The 20,301-nt window shown below is 72.1% G+C and carries 8 protein-coding genes; 5 read left to right on the forward strand and 3 right to left on the reverse strand.

Features of this window, described 5'->3' with window-relative positions:
• Window positions 1-5,078 (reverse strand): beta-ketoacyl synthase N-terminal-like domain-containing protein (locus ACH4XV_RS46920; protein ID WP_395800501.1); only part of this gene is annotated, 5,078 nt, incomplete at its 3' end.
• A 376-nt stretch (window positions 5,079-5,454) separates the two neighbouring features.
• Here ACH4XV_RS46920 and ACH4XV_RS46925 point away from each other — a divergent pair.
• The 5 genes from ACH4XV_RS46925 (at window position 5,455) to ACH4XV_RS46945 (ending at window position 18,117) form a co-directional block, all read left to right on the forward strand.
• Window positions 5,455-12,180, forward strand: a complete 6,726-nt coding sequence (locus tag ACH4XV_RS46925; RefSeq protein WP_395800519.1) for an SDR family NAD(P)-dependent oxidoreductase — start codon at window positions 5,455-5,457, stop codon at window positions 12,178-12,180.
• A 370-nt stretch (window positions 12,181-12,550) separates the two neighbouring features.
• Complete coding sequence (locus tag ACH4XV_RS46930) at window positions 12,551-15,496, forward strand: ATP-binding protein (protein ID WP_395800503.1); 2,946 nt, start codon at window positions 12,551-12,553, stop codon at window positions 15,494-15,496.
• A gap of 84 nt (window positions 15,497-15,580) precedes the next feature.
• The gene (locus ACH4XV_RS46935; protein WP_395800505.1) at window positions 15,581-16,132 is read left to right on the forward strand and encodes a hypothetical protein; all 552 of its coding nucleotides are present in this window, start codon (window positions 15,581-15,583) and stop codon (window positions 16,130-16,132) included.
• 1 nt (window position 16,133) lies between these two features.
• Window positions 16,134-17,162: a 3-oxoacyl-ACP synthase III family protein gene (locus tag ACH4XV_RS46940; RefSeq protein ID WP_395800507.1), complete on the forward strand. Its 1,029-nt coding sequence runs from the start codon at window positions 16,134-16,136 to the stop codon at window positions 17,160-17,162.
• Window positions 17,163-17,244: 82 nt separating this feature from the next.
• Complete coding sequence (locus ACH4XV_RS46945; protein WP_395800509.1) at window positions 17,245-18,117, forward strand: 2-oxo acid dehydrogenase subunit E2; 873 nt, start codon at window positions 17,245-17,247, stop codon at window positions 18,115-18,117.
• A 100-nt stretch (window positions 18,118-18,217) separates the two neighbouring features.
• Here the strand turns inward: ACH4XV_RS46945 and ACH4XV_RS46950 are convergent, their stop codons facing one another.
• Together ACH4XV_RS46950 and ACH4XV_RS46955 are read right to left on the reverse strand one after the other, a co-directional pair.
• Complete coding sequence (locus ACH4XV_RS46950) at window positions 18,218-18,937, reverse strand: SDR family NAD(P)-dependent oxidoreductase (RefSeq protein ID WP_395800511.1); 720 nt, start codon at window positions 18,935-18,937, stop codon at window positions 18,218-18,220.
• Window positions 18,938-19,083: 146 nt separating this feature from the next.
• Window positions 19,084-20,250 (reverse strand): cytochrome P450, encoded by a 1,167-nt coding sequence (locus ACH4XV_RS46955; RefSeq protein WP_395800521.1) that lies wholly within the window; start codon window positions 20,248-20,250, stop codon window positions 19,084-19,086.
• Window positions 20,251-20,301 lie beyond the last annotated feature (51 nt).

Genomic DNA, 20,301 nt, shown 5'->3' on the forward strand with positions numbered 1-20,301 from the left:
GCGGCGATTTCGCCTTGGGAGTGGCCGATGACGGCGTCGGGGTGGATGCCGTGGTGTTCCCATAGGCGGGCGAGGCTGATCATCATGGCCCACAGCGCGGGTTGCACGACGTCGACGCGGTCGAGGCTGGGGGCGTGGTCGGCTCCGGTGACGACGTCGACGAGGTTCCAGTCGACGTAGGGGGCCAACGCCTGTGCGCAGGCGTTGAGGTGTTCGGCGAACACGGCTGAGGTGTCGAGGAGTTCGCGAGCCATGCCGGGCCATTGGGAGCCCTGACCGGGAAAGACGAAGACGGTTTTGCCGGGATGGGTGGTGGCGTGGGCGAGGGCGGGGTGGGGGGTGTGGGTGGTGAACGCGTCGAGTGCAGCCGCGAGTTCGTCGCGGTCGTGGGTGACGATGGCGGCGCGGTGGGTGAACGCGGCGCGGGTGGCGAGGCCGGCGGCGACGCGGGTGGGGGTGAGGTGGGGGTGTGTGTCCAGGTGGGCGCGCAGGCGTTCGGCGTGTGTGCGCAGGGCGTGCTCGTCCTTGGCGGACAGCGTGACCACGGCCGGGCCCGGCGGGACTTCGTGGTCGGTGTACTGCGGGGTGGGGTCGCCCTGTTCGAGGACGAGGTGGGCGTTGGTGCCGCTGATCCCGAACGAGGACACCGCCGCCCGCCGCGGCCGGTCGGGGGTGCGCGGCCACGGCCGGGCCTCGGTCAACAAGGAGACCGCGCCGGATTCCCAGTCGACGTGCGGCGTCGGCTCGTCCACGTGCAGCGTCGCGGGCAACGTCTCGTGTCGCAACGCCTGGACCATCTTGATCACACCGGCGATCCCGGCCGCGGCCTGGGTGTGCCCGATGTTCGACTTCACCGACCCCAACCACAACGGCCGCCCCGGCTCACGGCCCTGCCCGTACGTGGCCAACAACGCCTGCGCCTCGATCGGATCCCCCAACGCCGTCCCGGTCCCGTGCGCCTCCACCACGTCGACCTGATCCGCCGTCAACCCCGCACCCGCCAACGCAGCCCGGATCACCCGCTGCTGCGACGGCCCGCTCGGCGCCGTCAAACCATTGCTGGCACCATCCTGATTCACCGCCGAACCCCTGATCACCGCCAGCACGGTGTGACCGTTCCGTCGGGCGTCCGAGAGTCGTTCGAGCGCGAGCATGCCGACGCCCTCGGCCCAGCCGGTGCCGTCGGCGGCGCCGGCGAATGCCTTGCAGCGGCCGTCCGTCGACAGGCCCTGCTGTCGGCTGAACTCGATGAACATGCCGGGTGTCGCCATCACGGTCGCGCCGCCCGCGAGTGCGAGGTCGCATTCGCCGTTGCGCAGCGCCTGGCTCGCGAGGTGGATCGCCACCAGCGACGACGAGCAGGCGGTGTCGACGGTGATCGCCGGACCCTCCAGACCCAACGTGTACGCGACCCGCCCCGACGCCACACTCGTGGTCGTGCCGGTGAGCAGGTGGCCCTCGTGTCCCCGAGCGGGTTCGTGCAGCCTCGGGCCGTAGTCCTGGGCCGTCGCGCCGACGAAGACCCCGGTGCGGCTGCCGCGCAGCGAGTCGGGGGCGATGCCGGCCCGTTCGACCGATTCCCACGCGGTCTCCAGGAGCAGCCGCTGCTGCGGGTCCATCGCCGCCGCCTCGCGCGGCGAGATCCCGAAGAAGCCCGCGTCGAAGTCGCCGGCGTCGTGCAGGAAACCGCCCTGCCGCGTGTAGGTCTTGCCGGTCCGGCCCGGTTCCGGATCGTAGAGATCGCGCAGGTCCCAGCCCCGGTTTTCGGGTAGGTTCCCGATCGCGTCGACGCCGGCGGCCACCAGTTCCCACAGGCGCGCGGGCGAGTCGGCGCCGCCGGGGAATCGGCAGGCCATCGCGATGAGCGCGATCGGCTCGTCGGCACCGCTCGTCCCGCCGCCGGCGACGGGTTCGGGCCGGGCCTGCGACGACGGGTCGCCGAGCAACGCGTCGACCAGGTAGCGGGCCATGGCCACGGGGGTCGGGTGGTCGTAGACGAGTGAGGCGGGCAGCGAGAGACCGGTCTCGGTGCCGAGCCGATCGCGCAGTTCGACGGAGGTCAGCGAGTTGTGACCGTGCTCCTTGAAGGACAGGTCCGGCTCGACGGACTCGCCCGCGTCGTACTCCAGCACCTCGGCCGAGTGCCGGCATACCAGTTCGACGACGAGCGCCCGGCGCCGTTTGTCGTCGAGGGGGCGTAGCCGACGCACCCACTCGCCCCGGGCACCGCTCTCCTCCGCCTCGTCACCAGGGTCCTGTTCGGGATCGACCGGATCGACCGCGCCGACGGGGTCCAAGGCTCCGCCCGGCCCCACCGCGGCCTCGTCCGCGCCCGGCCGCGCCGTCGCAACCGCAGCAGCCGCGGGCACCGGCCCGTCCACCCAATGGCGCCTGCGTTGGAAGGCGTACGTGGGCAGTTCCACCCGCCGGACCGGCTCGCCGCCCAGCAGTGGGCTCCAGTCCACGGGGACGCCCGCGCCGTGTACGCGGGCAACGGCGCGACCGAAGGCGAGCAATTCCCGCTGCCGTGCGGCCAGGGTGCCGATCAGCAACTCACCGGCGCCGTCCCGGGCGAACGTGTCCTTCGCCAGGCCCGTCAGCACCGGATCCGGGCCGAGTTCGACGAAGATGCCGACGCCCAGTTCGCGCAGCGTGCGCAGACCGTCGTGAAAGCGCACCGGCTCGCGAACGTGCCGTGTCCAGTAATCGGGCGAGCGCAGCAGTTCGGTGTCCGCGAGTCGGCCGGTGACGTTCGAGACCACCGGAATGGTCGGCTCGTGATAGGCGATGCTCGCGGCGACCTCGCGGAACTCGGCCGACAGATCGTCCATGTGGTGCGAGTGGAACGCGTGGCGGACCGCCAGTCGTTTGGTCCTGACGCCCGATTCGCGGAATCGACCGGCGAGTTCCTCCGCGGCGTCCGCGTCGCCCGAGACGACGACCGCCTCGGGGCCGTTGACCGCCGCCAAGCCGAGGGTGTGCGGGTGGTCCCGGAGCGCCGCCAGCACCGTCTGCTCGTTCGCGTTGATCGCGAGCATCGCACCACCCTCGCGGGCGCGCTGCATGAGCCGGCCCCGGGTCGCGACGAGAAGGCACGCGTCGTCCAGGGTGAGCACGCCGGCCGCGTGCGCGGCGGCCAACTCCCCCACCGAGTGACCGATCAGGTGCCCGGGACGCAGCCCGAAGGACAGCGCGAGCCGGAACAGCGCGATCTCCAGGGCGAACAGCGCGGGCTGTGTGTAGGCGGTCCGGTCGAGCAGTTCGGAGTTTCCTTCCCCGAACATGACCTCGCGCAGCGGCACATCCACGTGCGGGTCGAGCCGTGCGCAGATCTCGTCGAGCGTGTCGGCGAACACCGGGAACGCGGCGTACAGTTCGCGTCCGGCGCCGACTCGTTGACTGCCCTGACCGGTGAACAGGAAGGCCGTCGAACCGGTTCCGACGCCGGTACCGCGTACCGCTCCGGCGCCGGTGCGGCCGGCCGCGAGGGTGGTCAGGGCGCGGAGGAGTTCGTCGCGGGTGGTGCCGACGGCGACTGCCCGCTGCTCGAAGGCGGTGCGGGTTTCGAGCAGGGAGTGTGCCACGTCCACGGGGTCGACGTCCGGGTTGGCCTCGACGAACTCGGCGAGGCGGGCCGCCTGTCCGCGCAGCGCGGCGGTGGTGCGGGCGGACAGCGGCCACGCGAGCAGCCGCGGCCGCGCCGGTAGGGTGCGGGGGGCGCGGGCGGCGGGTTCGGGAGCGCCGGCGAGCACGAGGTGGCAGTTGGTACCGCCCATGCCGAACGACGACACGCCGGCCAGGCGGGGCCCGGACGTATGGGGCCAGTCGGTGATTTCGGTCTGGACCCTCAGGCCCAGCCGATCGAGGGGGATGTCCGGGTTGGGGGTGCGGAAGTTCAGGCTCGCGGGGATGCGTCCGTGGTGCAGGGCGAGTGTGGTCTTGATGAGGCCGACGATCCCCGCGGCGCCTTCGAGGTGCCCGACGTTGGTCTTGGCCGAACCGACGAGCAGGGGGCGGACGGGGTCGCGGGTCGCGGCGAAGACCGCGCCGAGGGCCGCCGCCTCGACGGGGTCGCCGACGGCCGTACCGGTGCCGTGCAGTTCCACGTAGTCGACGTCGGCGGGGGTGGTGCCGGCTCGGGTGTGGGCGAGTCGGATCACCTCTTCCTGGCCGGCGCTGCCGGGCACGGTCAGGCCGGGGCCCGCGCCGTCGTTGCCGACGGCTCCGCCGAGGATGACGCACAGCACGTCGTCGCCGTCGGCGGTGGCGTCGGCGAGGCGCTTGAGGACGACGACGCCGCCGCCTTCGCCGCGGACGTAGCCGTTGGCCCGGGCGTCGAAGGTGTAGGAGCGGTCGTCCGGGGAGAGGCCGCCGAACCGGTCCACCGCGAGGGTGCTCTCCGGCGCGAGGATGAGGTTGACCCCGCCCGCGAGTGCCATCGACGACTCGCCCTTGCGCAGGCTTTCGCACGCCTGGTGCACCGCGACCAGTGCGGACGACTGCCCCGAGTCGACCACCAGGCTGGGGCCGTGCAGGTCGAGCGTGTAGGAGACGCGGTTGGCGATGATGCTGCGGTGCAACCCGGTGGAGGTGTGTGCGCCGATCGCCGCCGGTCCGAGGCGGTGCACCACGGTGGCGTAGTCGTCGAGGATCGCGCCGATGAACACCCCGGTGCGGCTGCCTCGGATTCGGTCCGGGATCCGGCCCGCGTGTTCCAGCGCCTCCCAGGCCAGTTCCAGGATCAGCCGCTGTTGCGGGTCCATCGCCGCCGCCTCGCGGGGCGAGATGCCGAAGAAGCGCGCGTCGAAGGTCTCCACGTCTTCGAGGTATCCGGCCTGCCGCGTCCGGATCGCACCCGTCCCGGCGGCGCCCCGATCCGAGAACCCGGGCGGGTGCCGGCGTGCCTCGGGGGCGTCGCCGATGGCGCTCACGCCGTCGCGGAGGAGTTCCCAGAACGATCGCGGGTTCGGGGCACCCGGGAATCGACACGCCAGTCCGACCACCGCGATCGGGCTCTCGCCGGCCACCGCCGGGCGGGTGTGGGTGTCGGTGCCGGCGGAATGCATGTCGTTCGCCATGGGGCGTCCTCACACTGTGCTCGGTGGAACCGGTCACTGGGCACCGGTCCGGCGGTGGGCGCGGCCGGCGCCCGGGTCGTCGCGGGCGGGTGTCGCCCGCGCCCGCGGCGGGCTCCGACCGGCGGAGGGCGTCCGGACCGGGACACACCCGTGCCGGGGAGTCGGGCCAGGGTGTTCGGCGGGGCTTAGGACGACCTTTGTCCGGGCTAAATCCGCTGGTGGTCCCGGATTTTCGCGCGCGGACGGCGCGCCGAAGGGCACGGCGGGAGGCACAGCGGGGGTTAAGCGTGGTTTAAGCCGGTACCCGAACCGTGGGGGTTCGGCCCGTTCGGACCGCGCTTTCGCCCCCGGCCGTTCGAAAGGTTTTCCTTCCGTGGTGAACAACGAGGACAGGTTCCGTGACTACCTCAAGCGGGCGACGGCGGACCTGCGTCGGACCCGCCGCCGGTTGGAGGAGGTCGAGGAGCGGCAGCGCGAGCCGATCGCGATCATCGGCATGGCCTGTCGCTATCCGGGCGGCGTCGACTCGCCCGAACAGTTGTGGCGGCTGCTGGCCGAAGGCGGCGAGAGCATCGGCGAGTTCCCCGCGGACCGGGGCTGGGACGTGGCGGACCTGCACGATCCGGATCCGGCGGCGGTGGGCAAGTCGTCCACCCGCAACGGCGGTTTCCTCTACGACGCGGCCGATTTCGACGCGGAGTTCTTCGGCATGGGTCCCCGTGAGGCGATGACGGTGGATCCCCAGCAGCGGCTGCTCCTGGAAACCGCGTGGCGGGTGTTCGAGGACGCGGGGATCGTGCCGGAGTCGTTGCGCGGGAGCGACACCGGGGTGTTCGCCGGGATAATGTACAACGACTACGGCGCCCGGCTTCGGCCCGCTCCGCGGGAGTACGAGGGATACCTCGCGAACGGCAGCCTGGGCAGCGTGGCGACCGGCCGGATCGCCTACACGTTCGGCCTGGAGGGCCCGGCGGTGACGGTGGACACCGCGTGCTCGTCGTCGCTGGTGGCGCTGCATCTGGGGGTTCAGGCGCTGCGTCGGGGCGAGTGCGCGCTGGCGCTCGTGGGCGGGGCCACGGTGATGTCGACGCCGCACACCTTCGTGGAGTTCAGCCGCCAGGGCGGCCTGTCCCCCGACGGACGCTGCCGGGCGTTCTCGGCGGACGCGAACGGCACGGGCTGGAGCGAGGGGGTCGGCCTGCTGCTCGTGGAGCGGTTGTCGCAGGCGCGACGCAACGGCCATCGGGTGCTGGCGGTGGTTCGCGGTACCTCGGTCAACCAGGACGGCGCCAGCGCGCAGTTGACCGCGCCCAACGGTCCCTCGCAGGAGCGGGTGATCCGACGGGCGTTGGCGGACGCGGGCCTGGGCACCGAGGACGTGGACGCGGTGGAGGCGCACGGTACCGGGACCAGGCTCGGCGATCCCATCGAGGCCCGGGCGCTGATGGAGGTGTACGGCGCGCGGCGCCCGGCGGATCGTCCGTTGTGGCTGGGCTCGCTGAAGTCGAACATCGGGCACACCCAGGCGGCGGCCGGGGTCGGCGCGGTGATCAAGATGGTGTTGGCGCTGCGGCACGGCCTGCTGCCGCGCACGCTGCACGCCGGGGAACCCACTCCGCATGTGGACTGGGACGACGGCACGGTGCGGTTGTTGAGCCGCGAGCAGCCCTGGGAGTACACGCCGACGCGGCCCCGGCGCGCGGGTGTGTCCGCGTTCGGCATCAGCGGGACCAACGCGCACGCGATCATCGAGGAGCCGCCGGTCGGCGATGCGGCCGACGCGCCGACCGACCCGGGGGTCGCGCCCACCGACGAGGAAGGCCCCGTCGGCGGCGGTGGTGTGGTGCCGTGGCCGCTGTCCGCTCGGACCCCGGCGGCGTTGCGGCAATCCGCCGAGGAGCTGCGGCGGTTCCTGGCCGAGCGTCCCGAGTCGGACCCGGTGCGGCTGGGCCGGGTGTTGCACGCCTCCCGGACCGTGTTCGAACACCGTGCGGTGCTGCTTGGCACGTGCCCTGCGGAGTTCTCGGGCGCGTTGTCGGCGCTGGCTCGGGACGAGCCGTCGCCGCGGGTGGTGCGCGGCGTCGCGGCGCCGGCTCCGCGCATCGCGTTCCTGTTCACCGGTCAAGGCAGCCAACGGCTCGGCGTTGGGCGCGAACTGTACGCCGAGTTTCCGGTGTTCGCTCGGGCACTGGACGAGGTGTGCGCGTTCCTGGACCCGTTGCTGCCGTTGCCGCTCAAGCAGGTGTTGTTCGCTCCCGAGGGCAGCTCCGAGGCGGGGTTGTTGGATCGTACGGTGTTCACCCAGGCGGGCCTGTTCGCCGTGCAGGTCGCGCTGTTTCGTCTGACGGCGCGTTTCGGGGTCGCTCCGGACGCGGTGTTGGGCCATTCGATCGGGGAGTTGGCCGCGGCGCACGTGGCGGGCGTGCTGGATCTGCGGGACGCGTGCGTGCTGGTGGCGGCCCGAGGAGCGTTGATGCAGTCGGCACCGGCGGGGGGCGCGATGGTCGCCGTCGAGGCGTCGGAGGAGGAGGTGCGCCCGCTCCTGGCCGGACACGAGGACGAGATCGCGATCGCCGCGCTGAACGGCCCGGCGTCCACCGTGGTCTCCGGTGATGTGGACGCGGTGGAGCGTGTGGCGGGCCACTTCGTCGCGGCGGGCCGGCGGACGTCGCGGTTGAAGGTCGATCATGCCTTCCACTCCCCGCACATGGCGCCGATCCTCGCCGACTTCGCCAAGGTCGCGGAGGAGTTGACCTATCACGAGCCGTCGCTGCCGGTGATCTCCGATGTCACCGGACGGCTCGCCGAGCCCGGCGAGTTGAGCGATCCGCGCTACTGGGTGCGGCACATCGTCAGCCCGGTGCGCTTCGTGGACGGAGTCCGGGCGCTGGCCGACTTCGGGATCACGGGCTATCTCGAACTGGGGCCGGAGCCGGTGTTGACCGCGCTCGCCCGGCAGTGCCTGGAACAGGTCCCGGGGGAGCCGGTGTTCGCGTCCACGCTGCGCGCGCGGCACGGCGAGTCGCACACCCTGCTCGGTGCGCTGGGCACGCTGCACGCGCACGGACGGGCCGTGGACTGGGAAGTGCTGCTGCCGGCGGGTGAGCCGACCTCGGCGCCCGGGTTGCCGGACGTGCGGGAGTCGCCGGAGCTGTCGGGGTTGCCCGGCTATCCGTTCCAGCGCGAGCGCTACTGGCTCGAACCGGTGCGTGGCGCGGGCGATGTCGCCTCGCTCGGGCTCGCCGCGGCCGGGAGTCCGCTGTTGGACACCGTGATCGATCTGGCCGACGGCGCGCTGCTGTGGACGGGGCGGCTGTCGGTGGCCGCGACGCCGTGGCTGGCCGACCACCAGGTGGTCGGCGCCACGCTGTTGCCGGCGACCGGTTTCCTGGACCTGATCCTGCACGCGGGCGCGCACGTCGGCTGCTCGGGCGTGGACGAACTCACCGTCGAGGCACCGCTGATCCTGCCCGAGGAGGGCTCCGTCGCCCTGCGGCTCACGGCGAGTGGCCCCGACGACACCGGGCGGCGCGCGGTGGAGGTGCACACGCGCGCGGACGCGGCCGGGGCCGATGCGGTGTGGACCCGGCACGCCACCGCGAACCTGGTCGCACCGGATCCGGTGGCGCCGCCTGCGGTGGCCGGCCCCTGGCCGCCGCCCGGCGCGAGCGAGGTGGACCTGAGCGGCGTCTACGAGCGCTTGGCCGAGCGCGGCTACCACTACGGCCCGGCCTTTCGCGGACTGGGCGCGCTGTGGCGGGCGGGCAACGACCTGTACGCCGAGGTGCGACTGCCGCAGGGCATCGGGGCCGGCGGGTACACGCTGCATCCGGCGCTGTTCGACGCCGCGCTGCACCCGCTGGCGATGGTCCGGGCGGAGAGCGGCGGCGACGGCTTCGCCCAGGTCGCGCTGCCCTTCCACTGGGCGGGCATCCGGCTGTACGCGAGCGGCGCGAGCGAGGTGCGGGTCACCCTGACCCGGACCACCGAGGACACCACCACCATCGTGCTGACCGACCCGACCGGCGCCCCCGTGGCCGCGGTGGACACGCTCACCACCCGGCAGGTGCCGGTGTCCCGACTGGCGGCCGCGCGGCCCGCGTCCGCCGGTGCACTGCACGTGGTGCGTTGGACACCGGCGGGCTCGGACACCGACGGCCGCGCGAGCGCGTGCGCGGTCGTCGGGCCGGACCCGCTGGCACTGGCCGCCGCCGTGCGCACGCCGGGGGGGCCGGCGGTGCCGGTGTATCCGGATCTGGCCGCGCTCGGCGCGAGCATCGAGGCGGGCCTGCCCGTACCCGATCGGGTTCTGGTCACCCTGGGCCGTCTCGACGCCCGGGTGGACGACGACGCGAGCACGCCGGACGCGGTGCGCGCCGCGGTACACCGCGCCGCCGAACTCGCCCGCGACTGGGCCGGCGACGACCGATTCGCCCACGCGTGCCTGGTCGCCGTCACGCGCGGCGCGGTGGGCACCGCCCCGGGGCCGGAGATCCGCGATCTGGCCGGCGCGGCGGCATGGGGCCTGCTGCGTTCGGCCCGTACCGAGAATCCGGGCCGATTCGCCCTGCTCGACGTGGACCACCCGCCGGCCGCGGCGCCCGCGGACCCGACTGCCGCGCCGTCCCGGGACCGGGAGCCGGACCCGGCGCTGCGGGCGATCGTGGCCGGCGACGAGCCGGAGGCCGCGTTGCGCCAGGGCACCACGTACGTTCCCCGGCTGGTGCGCGCGGACACCGTGCCCGACGTGCTGGCTCCCCCGTCGAATTCACCGGCCTGGCACCTGGCCACCACCGACAACGGCACCCTGGCCAACCTGGCCCTGGTGGACGCACCGCAGCTCGCCGAGCCCCTGGGGCCCGGTCGGGTGCGGGTGGCCATGCGGGCCGGTGGGCTCAATTTCCGGGACGTGCTGATCGGGCTCGGCATGTATCCGGGCGACGAGGCGCGGATCGGCGGCGAGGGCGCGGGTGTGGTGGCCGAGGTCGGCCCCGGGGTGACCACGGTGGCCCCCGGGGACCGGGTGATGGGTCTGTTCCCCGAGGGGGGCCTCGGTCCGGTCGCGGTCACCGACCACCGGCTGCTCTCCCGGATGCCCGAGGGGTGGTCGTTCGGGCGGGCCGCGGTGGTGCCGGTGGTCTTCCTGACCGCCTATCACGGCCTGGTCGACCTGGCCGGGGTCCGGCCGGGCGAATCGGTGTTGGTGCACTCGGCCGCGGGCGGGGTCGGCATGGCCGCGCTGCAACTGGCCCGGCATCTGGGCCTGGAGGTCTACGGCACCGCCGGTCCCGGCAAGTGGGACGCGCTGCGCGCCCAGGGCCTGCCCGACGAGCGCATCGCGGGCTCTCGGACGCCGGCCTTCGAACACACCTTCGCGCACGCGACCGGCGGGCGCGGCGTGGACGTCGTGCTCAATTCGCTGTCCGGGGAATTCGTCGACGCCTCGTTGCGGCTGCTGTCGCCGGGTGGGCGCTTCCTGGAGATGGGCAAGACGGATATTCGCGACCCGCTGCTGGTCGCCTCGGCGCATCCCGGAGTGACCTACACGGCCTACGACCTGAACCGGGTCGCACCCGAACGCATCCAGGAGATGTTGACCATCCTGGTCGAGTTGTTCGAAAGCGGACGACTCGCGCCGCTGCCGATCACCGCCTGGGACATCGCCCACGCGCCCGAGGCGCTGCGCTTCCTGTCCCAGGCCCGCCACATCGGCAAGACTCTGCTGACCCTGCCGTCCGGGCTCGACCCGGAGGGGACCGTGCTGATCACCGGCGCCACCGGCACCCTGGCCCGGCTGCTGGCCCGCCACCTGGTCACCCGGCACGGCGTACGCCGCCTGGTGTTGGCGAGCCGCCGCGGCGGGCAGGCCGCGGGGGCGGGCGAACTGCTCGCCGAATTGGCCTCGCTCGGCGCGGAGGTGCGGTTGTCCGCGTGCGACGTCGCCGACTTCGACGCGGTGGCCCAACTCCTGGACGGGATACCGCCCGAGCATCCGTTGACCGCGGTGGTGCACACCGCCGGCGTCCTGGACGACGCGACGGTGGACGCGCTCACGCCCGCGCGGATCGACGCGGTGCTGCGGCCCAAGGTCGACGGCGCGTGGCACCTGCACCGGCTGACCCGCCGCCTCGACCTGGCCGCGTTCGTGCTGTACTCCTCGGCGGCGGGCGTGCTCGGCAACCCGGGACAGGGCAACTACGCCGCCGCGAACACCTTCCTGGACACTCTCGCGCACCACCGTCAGGCGCTCGGCCTGCCCGGCATCTCCCTCGCGTGGGGACTGTGGGGCGCGCAGAGCGCGATGACCGGCCGACTCGACGACACCGCGCTGGCCCGCCTGTCCCGGGGCGGCATCGTGCCGTTGTCCGTCGAGCAGGGTCTGGCCCTGTTCGACGCGGCGCTCGAACTGCGGCACGCCGCGCCCGTCGCGGTCGGGCTGAACCTGCCCGCGCTGCGGGCCCGCGCCCGAGCCGGGGAATCCACGCCCCTCTTCGCCACGTTGACCGCAGTCGAGCCCTCGCGGGCCGCGGACGCGGCGCCCCCGACCGCCGGGGCGCCGACACTCGCCGAACGGCTCGCGCCGCTGCGCCCGAGCGCTCGGCGGCAGTTGTTGAAGGACGTGGTGAGCGGCCATGTCGCCACCGTCCTGGGACACTCGTCGGCGGGGGCGATCAACGGGAAACGCTCATTCAAGGAACTCGGCTTCGACTCGCTGTCCGCGGTCGAGTTGCGCAATCGGCTCAACGTCGACACCGGGCTTCGATTGCCCGTCTCCCTCGTCTTCGATCACGCCACGCCCTCCGCACTGGCCCGGCATCTGGAGGAGGCCCTGGCCGCCCCGGCCGAATCGGCCGCGCCGACGGTCGCGTTGACGTCGCTGTTCGCCGAACTGCACCGGGTCGAACTCGCCGTGGCCGACGCCGCGGTGACGCAGCCGGACGCGGATCGGCTGGCGGAGCGGCTGCGCGAACTGCTGGCGGCGCTGTCGACGCCGGCACGGCGCCCCGAGGGCACCGGCGAACCCGCCGCGTCCGCACATCTCGCCCGAGCGAGCGACGACGAGATCTTCGATCTCATCGACAACGAACTCGGCCTCGGCTGAGCGCTCCCCGCACCGGGCCGGTGCCGCGTTCCCTCGTCGGCACCGGGCCGGTGCGGCGCCGAGGACGTATCGGGCCCGACGCACATGGCTCATCCGCGCGTCGCTGATCTATACTTGCGTCGTCCACATTCCCCCAGTAGGGGAACGCTGGTCGACGAGGGGGAACAACGCGCAGGACGGTCCCGGGTGACGGGTACGGGTTGGCAGACGCGCACCCGGAGACGGAACCGTGGGGCACGCGTGGCGTCGGGCCGTGCATCGTCCGCCGGATCCGCCGCCATCCCGCGCCGGTCGCACCGACGACATCATCCCGAGTCGGCTTTCACGCACCAAGTACCGCATCGCGGTACTCGATTGCAGGACATACGGGGTGAGTTCCACGAAATCTCCATTGCGTCCGAATGCCGGGACCGTTCGTCGACACGAGATACAACGACTCGTCACCTCGCTCGATCGATTACCACGACAACGGGGCATGGTGATCGAAGTCGCCGGCGGAATCGGCAGCGGCAAGAGCAGACTTCTGGCGGAGTTCGCCGCCGAGGCACACGAACGGGACATTCCCGTGCTGCACGCCCGAGGCACCGCCTACGGGCAGAACAACCCCTTCCACGTCGTGGTGGCGGCCCTGCACAGCGACTTGGTCTCGCAACGTCTGGACCACCTTCCCACGCACACCGCGGCCTCGCTGCGCCGAGTGCTGCACACGCCCACCCACCTCGGTGCCGCCGACGCCGATGCGGGGCCCGCCCAGGCCGGTTCCCATCGGCTGCGCCTGCTGCTGCGACACGTCACCCACGACGGCCTGGTGATCATTCTCGACGACATGCACTGGGCGGATCCGCAATCGCTCGCGTTGATCGATCAGTTGATCTCCTCGCCCCTCGACGTACCGCTGCTCGTGGTGATCGCCGATCGCCCCCGCCAGGCCCCGCCGCAACTGCGCGAGTCGCTCGCCCACGGCCTCGTCCAAGGCACGGTGGAACGCATCGCCCTGCCCGCCCTCACCCGGGAGCAGTGCGCCGAACTCCTCGGCATGGGCGCGGAGGATCCGCGATTGCGCGACCTGTGCCGGGAATCGGAGGGCAACCCGCTGTACCTGCTCGCCGCGGCACACGGCGGCGAGCGCGGTACGGACGGCCCGACGGCACATCCTCCATCGGCCGTCCCGGCCGGCCACGTCGACGATCTGCAAAACCAGTACGCCGCCCACCTGTTGGCCGAGATCTCCGGGTTGTCCGGCGTCGAGGCGCAGGTGCTGCACGCGGCAGCCGTCTTCGCCGAACGCTTCGACCTCGTGGCGGTGGCGGCGGTGGCCGAGCTCGACATGCGCCAGGTCTGCGCCGCCACCGACCGTCTGGTCCGTCGCGATCTGCTGCGCGTGGTCGACGCCGGCGTGCAGTACTCCTTCCGCCATCCGATACTGCGCCGGCTCGCCTACACCGAAAGCGATGCCTGTCGGCGGCTGCGCCTGCACCGCAACGCGCTGGCGGTACTGGTCGAGCGCGACGCGCCGGCCGCCGCGCGGGCCCCGCACATCGAGCACTCCTTCACCGGCGAGAACGCTCGCGACGCGGTCGCGACGCTCGTACGGGCCGCGGACGAGGTGATGCGCTCCGCGCCTCGCCAGGCCGGCCAGTGGTTGCGCCTCGCCGGTTCGCTGATCGACCGCGACCCGGGGGTTCGGGACCAACGCACCACGGTGTTGGCGAAGACGGCGCACGCCCTGTTCCTGGAGGGCAGGCCCGCGGAGAGTCGCGCACTCCTGGAGGCGGCGCTCGCGATCCGATCGGGCGAGGGCGTCGAGGACCGCGTGCGGCTGATCAAGCAGCGCACGATGATCGACCTGTTCCTCGGCAACCACACCCAGGCGTGGGCGTCGTTGACCTCCGAGATCGCGGCGCCGGCGCAGCCGCGCTCGGCGACCGGCATCCTGTACGTCCTGCGCACCGTCATGGGCGTGGTGGGCAGCGGCATGTGGCCCTCCTCGGAGGAGTTGCGCACCACCCTGCGGTCCGCCGGCAGCGGACCCGACGGGGATCTCGAGGGCAGTGCCCTGGCGCTGTACGGGCTCTACGAGGTGATCGCCGGGGACCGGGCCGCCGGAGCCCGGATGATCGACCGGTGTGCGACTCGGCTGGATCACATCCCGAACGACGCGCTGGTCGACGGTCTGGAGGTGTTGCCGCTGCTGGCCTGGGCCGAGATCTTCCTCGGCCGGTTCACCGACGCCCAGCGGCACATGCTGCGCGGACTGGGCATCGCGTTCGCCACCGGCCAGGTGTACCTCCTGCCGATCATGATCGACGGCCTGTGCCACATCTGCCTGTTCGTGGGGCCGGCGGCGGGAGCCGAGCCGATCATCGACGAGGCGTACGCGATCGCCGAGCGCATCGACTCCGACGAGGTCCGCGGCCTCACGCTGGCCCTCAAGGCCCTGCAGACGTCCTGGAACGGCGCGCACGACACCGGCCGACAGCTCGCGGAGCAGGCGGTCGCCGCACTCCAACCGGGCAGCCTGTGGCGGGTCAGCGCGGCCCTGGCACTGGCCCGCGCCACCGTGGTGGCCGATCCCCGGCGCAGCCGGATGCTGATCCTCGACGTCGGACGCGGGCCCGACCTGCTCAACCTGCCCGCGATGCTTCGACCGATGTGTCACCGGATGCTCACCGTCGCCACGATCGCGGCGGGCGACCCCGACGCGGCGTTGTGGGCGAAGCGGGCCCGGGACGAGGTGCGCGAGTCGGAACTGTCCTTCCAGCACGCGCAGGCGCTGCTCGCCGAGGCCGAGGTGGCCCGGTTCGCCGACGACCCGGACACCGCCTCGGACCTGTACCAGCACGCCGCCGACCGACTGGCGGCGGCCGACCTGACGCTGCCGCGGACCACCGCGCTGCTGGACGCCGCCGAATGCGAGGCCGTGGCCGGCCGGGTCGACGACGCGACGAAACTGCTGGTCCTCGCCCGCGAATTGGCCCGCCGATCCGGCGCGGACACGCTGTATCGCCGGGCCGAGGAGCGTCTGGCCGCGCTGGCTTGGACCAAGGGGTCGACCGAGCCGGGCGCGGCGACGGCGCTGTCCGTACTGACCAATCGCGAGCGCGAGATCGCCGATCTCGCGGGAACGGGCATGCGTACCCGTGAGATCGCCCAGGTGTTGCGGCTGAGCCCGCGCACGGTGGACGCCCACCTGGCCCACATCTACCGCAAGCTCGACCTGAGTTCGCGCGCCGAGCTGGCCCATCTGGTCACCGGACTGCAGAGCGGACCGGCGCCGCCAAGCTCGGCTTTAGGTCTGTCTAAGTGCGGCCCCTGAACATCGCAGCGACGGCCGGGACCGCGCCCGCGCACCGTGCGGTGCCCCCTCGACGTCCCGGCCGGACGAGCGAAGGGGAAGTTCATGGCGCACCCGACGAAGTGGTCCCGTGCCCGCAGTGCGGCGCTGGTCGCGCTGTGCGTGACCACCACCGCGACGGTGATGGCGTCCGACGCGTTCGCGGCGGACGGCGACAAGCGGGGCAATCGATGTGTGGAAGTCGGCGGAGTCACCGAGCAGACCGTCAAGTACAGCACGGTCGGCTCGGCGAACCCGCCGATGCAGCAGATCGGTGACACCGCCACCTACTACGACGTGATCTACGACAAGCAGGACAACATCATCGGCGACGCGGTTGGGTTCGTCACGATCACCGGCCGCCGGCCCTCGGACGGCCACCTGATCAGCGAGTACCACGAGGCCGTGCATCTGCCGCAGGGCACCTTCCGGGACTCGGCCACCGGCATCGACCGGGACGGGATGATCGCGGGCGAGTGGCTGCACCTCAAGGCGATCGGCACCGGCGGCTCCTTCGCGGGCAAGCACGGATACCGCCGCTGGCACCTGATTCCGCCGCTGTCCAATCCCCCGGTGCCCAGCGAGAGGGCGGCCGTGGTCATCCGGCTGTGCGGCTGACGTGGACGGCGATGTCCACATCCGGTCGATCGGCACCGCGCTGCCGGGTCCGGCGATCGACAACGCCACCCTGGGGCGGCGGTTGCGCATGGGCGGGCAGTGGGAGCAGTGGGTCGAGACGTTCATCGGCACCAGGAGCCGGCACCTGTCGATCGACCTGGACACGGCCAAGCCCGCGCACTCGTTGGCGGACCTGTGCGAGACGGCCGGCCGACGTGCCCTGGAGGGCGCGGGGCGGGCCGCCGAGGACGTGGACCTGCTGGTCCTGGCCACCGCCTCACCGGACCTGTTGATGCCCACGACGGCGAACGTGGTCGCCGACCGGTTGCGGATCAACGGCGTACCGACGTACCAGATCCAGTCGGGCTGCTGCGGCGCGTTCCAGGCGCTGAGCCTGGCGCAGCAGTTGCTGGCGGGCGGCGAGTATCGCAACGCCCTGGTCCTGGGTGGCGACGTGTCGGCCAAGTTCTACGACTTCGACCTGGATTTCGCGACGCTGCCGCCCGACCAACTGGTGCACTACGTACTGTTCGGCGACGGTGCCGGCGCGGCGGTCCTGGACCGCACGTCGGCTCCCGGCGCGGCGGTGATCCGCCAGTTGTTCACCAGGCTCACCGGCCTGGACCGGGAACCCGGGCAGACGCTGGACTGGTACGGCCCGGGGGATCGGGGCTCGGATCGGCCGCCCGCGATCGAGGACTACAAGGCGATCGAGGAGCGGGTGCCGCTGATGTCCGCCGAGATCCTGGACGAGCTCCTGGACGACACCGGGTGGCAACGCGACGAGATCGACTACCTGTTGCCGCCGCAGTTGTCCGGGCGGATGACCACGAAGATCGTGGATCTGCTGGCGCTGCCCGGTGCGTACGAGATCAGCCGGGTGCGCGAGATCGGCAACAACGGCAACGCCACCCCGTTCTTCCAATTGGAGAGCGCCTTCGAACGGGCGATCCCCGGTCAGCGCCTGCTCGGCATCTCGGTGGAGTCCAGCAAGTGGATCAAGGGCGGTTTCGCCGTCGAGACCGTCTGAGCACCGCCATCGACCCGGCCCGTGATCCCGTCATGGGGTCCGCGGCCGGGACCCGACCTCGCGACAGCGTAAGGAGCCCCTCGTGCGAAGCACTCCGGTGCCCCGGGAGCGCCGCCACACCCTGTACTTCCTGGAGCAGACCCGGGGCTTCGCCCCGGTGTTCCTGGACACCGACGTCGACATGTCCCGCGTGCGCGAACACCGCGCCGGCCACCGCGAGGCGGGGCACTCGTACTCGCTGGTGTCCTACGTGGCCCTGGCCGCCGGCCGCGCCCTGGCCGCACATCCCGACGCCAACGCCGCCATCCGCGGTCGGCTGCGGCCGAGGGTGGCGCACTACCCGTCGGTCGACGCCAAGATCACCCTGGACCGGGTGCTGAACGGCCGAAGGGTGGTGCTCGCGACGGTCGTTCCGCGCGTGCACACCGCCGGGATCGACGAGATCCAGGACCGGCTGCGGCCGTTCCGGGACGGGGATCCGGCGCAGATGCCGGAGTTCGCCAAGGTGCGCCTGCTGCATCGGTTGCCGATGCCGTTGGGGCGGTTGGCGTTTCGGCTCGCGACCCGCCCGCTGGCGCGCCGGGCGGAGTCGTTCGGCACCGTCGCGATCACCTCGCTCGGCCACCGCCCCGTGCACGGCTTCCACTCGGTGGGCGGCACCACGATCACCCTGGGCGTGGGACAGGTGCGCGACGTGGCGGTGGTGCGCGACGAACGGGTGGTGGTCCGCCCGATCATGCGCCTGAGCCTCGCGTTCGACCACCGGGTGATCGACGGGGCGGAGGCGGCCGACGTCCTGACCGACATCAAGGACAACCTCGAAACGCTCGCGTCCGTCGGGGAGGGCGAGCCACGGTCCGGGGCCGCCGAGGACCGACTCCTCGACGCGGTCGCGCGGGAGGCCCCCTCCCCCGTCGACACCGATCCGTCCGTCCTGGCGCGGGGAACGGGCTGATCCGAACCGCCCCCCGATTCGTGGGGATTCGATCGCAACGACGACGTCGCCGCCGGCGGGAGATCCGCCGGCGGCGACGTCGTCGTATGCGGTGTGCGCCCTACCCCTCGAATCCGCCGACGACCTCCTCGACCCGGTCCCGCTTGGCGTACATGTCCCAGAACCGATCCGCCAGATCCTCGGGCCACACGCGCACGACACCCTGCGCGGACGTGAACGCGGTCTTGGCGTCGAACTTCTCCTGGGCCTCGCTCTTTTCGATCAGCGCGCCGATGGTCAACGCGCCGGCGTACACACCCTTGTCCGCGAGGGAACTGTTGAGTGTGTAGATGTAGTTGCGCAGTCCGGCGAACGCGATGCCGACGTTGCTCATGAAGGACACCGGCTGGCTGCCGACGGAGCCGAGACCGAACAGCAGCCCGCCCTCGCCGCGTTCGATCATGGCGGGCAGTACGTGCCGCACGAGCACGATCGGCGCGAGCAGGCGCACGTCCAGCTGTGGTTGGAGGTTGTCCAGGTCCAGGTCCAGCGTGGCGACCGGCTGTTCGGTGATGCCCGCCGGGCTGTACTCGATCACGTCGATGCCGCCGAGCGCGGCGCCGATCTCGTCCACGGTCGCGCCGAGCCGGGTGTGATCGGCGAGGTCGGCCGTGAAGGTGTGCGCCTCCACTCCCTCGATCGCCAACGCGGCACGCAACTCCTCCAGCCGCTCCCTGCGCCGGGCGACGAGTGCGACTCGATATCCCTCGGCTCCGAAGCGCCGGGCCACGGCGAGTCCCAGGCCGCTCCCCGCCCCGAAAATGGCGATGGTCTTGGACATTGGTGTGGGAACCTCTCTGCCGAGCCGAGCGCGCCGATGCCGACGGCTCGGGAACGGGGAACATGGGGGTAGTGGGGTAGGGCGTACACGGGAATCACCGGCACCGAACGCGCACCGGGGCACCGGGTCGCCACCGGGCTACCCGGTCACCAGGTCACCGGGACTTCGTGGATCCCGTACATGATCGTGTCGTTCTTGAACGGCAGTTCCGCCAACGGCACGGCCAGTCGCAGATCCGGGATGCGTTCGAGGAGGGTGCCGAGCACGATCTCCAACTCCAGTCGGGCCAGGTTCTGTCCCAGGCACTGGTGGATCCCGTATCCGAACGCCAGGTGCGGTCGGGCGTCGCGGTGCGCGTCGAACTCGTCCGGGTCGTCGAAGATCTTTGCGTCCCGGTTGGCCGCGCCGTTGGACAGCAGTACACCCTCCCCGGCCCGGATGGTCACGCCGTCGATCTCGATGTCGGCGAGAGCCACCCGGTTCGTGGAGTGGTCGGAGATGCTGAAGTAGCGCAGGAACTCCTCCACCGCGTCGGGAATCAGCGTCGGATCGCCCCGCAGTTCGGCGAGCCGGTCCGGGTGCTCCAGCAGATAGGTGACCGCGAGCGAGATCATGTTCGCCGTGGTCTCGTGGCCGGCGACCAGGATCAACAGCGCCATCCCGGCCAGGTGTTCGTTGTCCTCGACCCCGGCCTCGCGATACTTCACCGCGAGCCGGCTGAGCACGTCGTCGGTCGGTTCGTTCTGCTTGGTGACCACCAAGTCGCGCAGGAACGTGCGCAGTTCGGTCATCGAGGCCAGCCGCTCGGGGCCCCCGGCGTTACGATCGACCATGATCCGGGCCCGGGTCTGGAAGAACTCCCGGTCCGTGTAAGGCACTCCGAGCAGGTCACAGATCACCAGCGAGGGAACGGGCAGCGACAGCGCCTGGACCAGGTCGATCGGGCGGGGGCCCGCGAGCAGCCCGTCCACGTGCGTCGTGACGATCTCCTCGATCCGCGGTCGCAGGCGCTGTACCCGCCGGACGGTGAACTCGCTGATCACCATGCGTCGATACGTGGTGTGCTCCGGCGGGTCCATCCACGGCAGAAAGCCCGCCGGGTTGATCCCTCCCTGCCCCGCCAGCAGCGCGGGGAAGCCGGGATGCACGCGGTTGGCACTGAGGTTGGGGTCGGTGAACAGTCGGCGTACCGCGTCGTGCGCGGTGACCAGCCAGGCCCACCGGCCGGTGGGCAGCCGAACCCGGGTGATGGGTTCGCGCTCGCGCAGCTCCGCGTACTCCTTCGGCGCGCCGAAGGGGCAGGTGCGCGGCATCGGGTAGGCGAGCAGGTCCGCCACCCGGGGGTCGCCGGGTTCGATGGTGAC

Origin of the sequence: Embleya sp. NPDC020630 (assembly GCF_044334985.1) — a bacterium.
Lineage (GTDB): Bacteria > Actinomycetota > Actinomycetes > Streptomycetales > Streptomycetaceae > Embleya.

What these genes read in the sequence shown, in the direction of transcription:
- ACH4XV_RS46935 (WP_395800505.1), top strand. Translation starts at nt 15,581, where the DNA reads ATGGCGCACCCGACGAAGTGGTCCCGTGCCCGCAGTGCGGCGCTGGTC.
- ACH4XV_RS46950 (WP_395800511.1), bottom strand. Translation starts at nt 18,937, where the DNA reads ATGTCCAAGACCATCGCCATTTTCGGGGCGGGGAGCGGCCTGGGACTC.
- ACH4XV_RS46955 (WP_395800521.1), bottom strand. Translation starts at nt 20,250, where the DNA reads ATGCCGCGCACCTGCCCCTTCGGCGCGCCGAAGGAGTACGCGGAGCTG.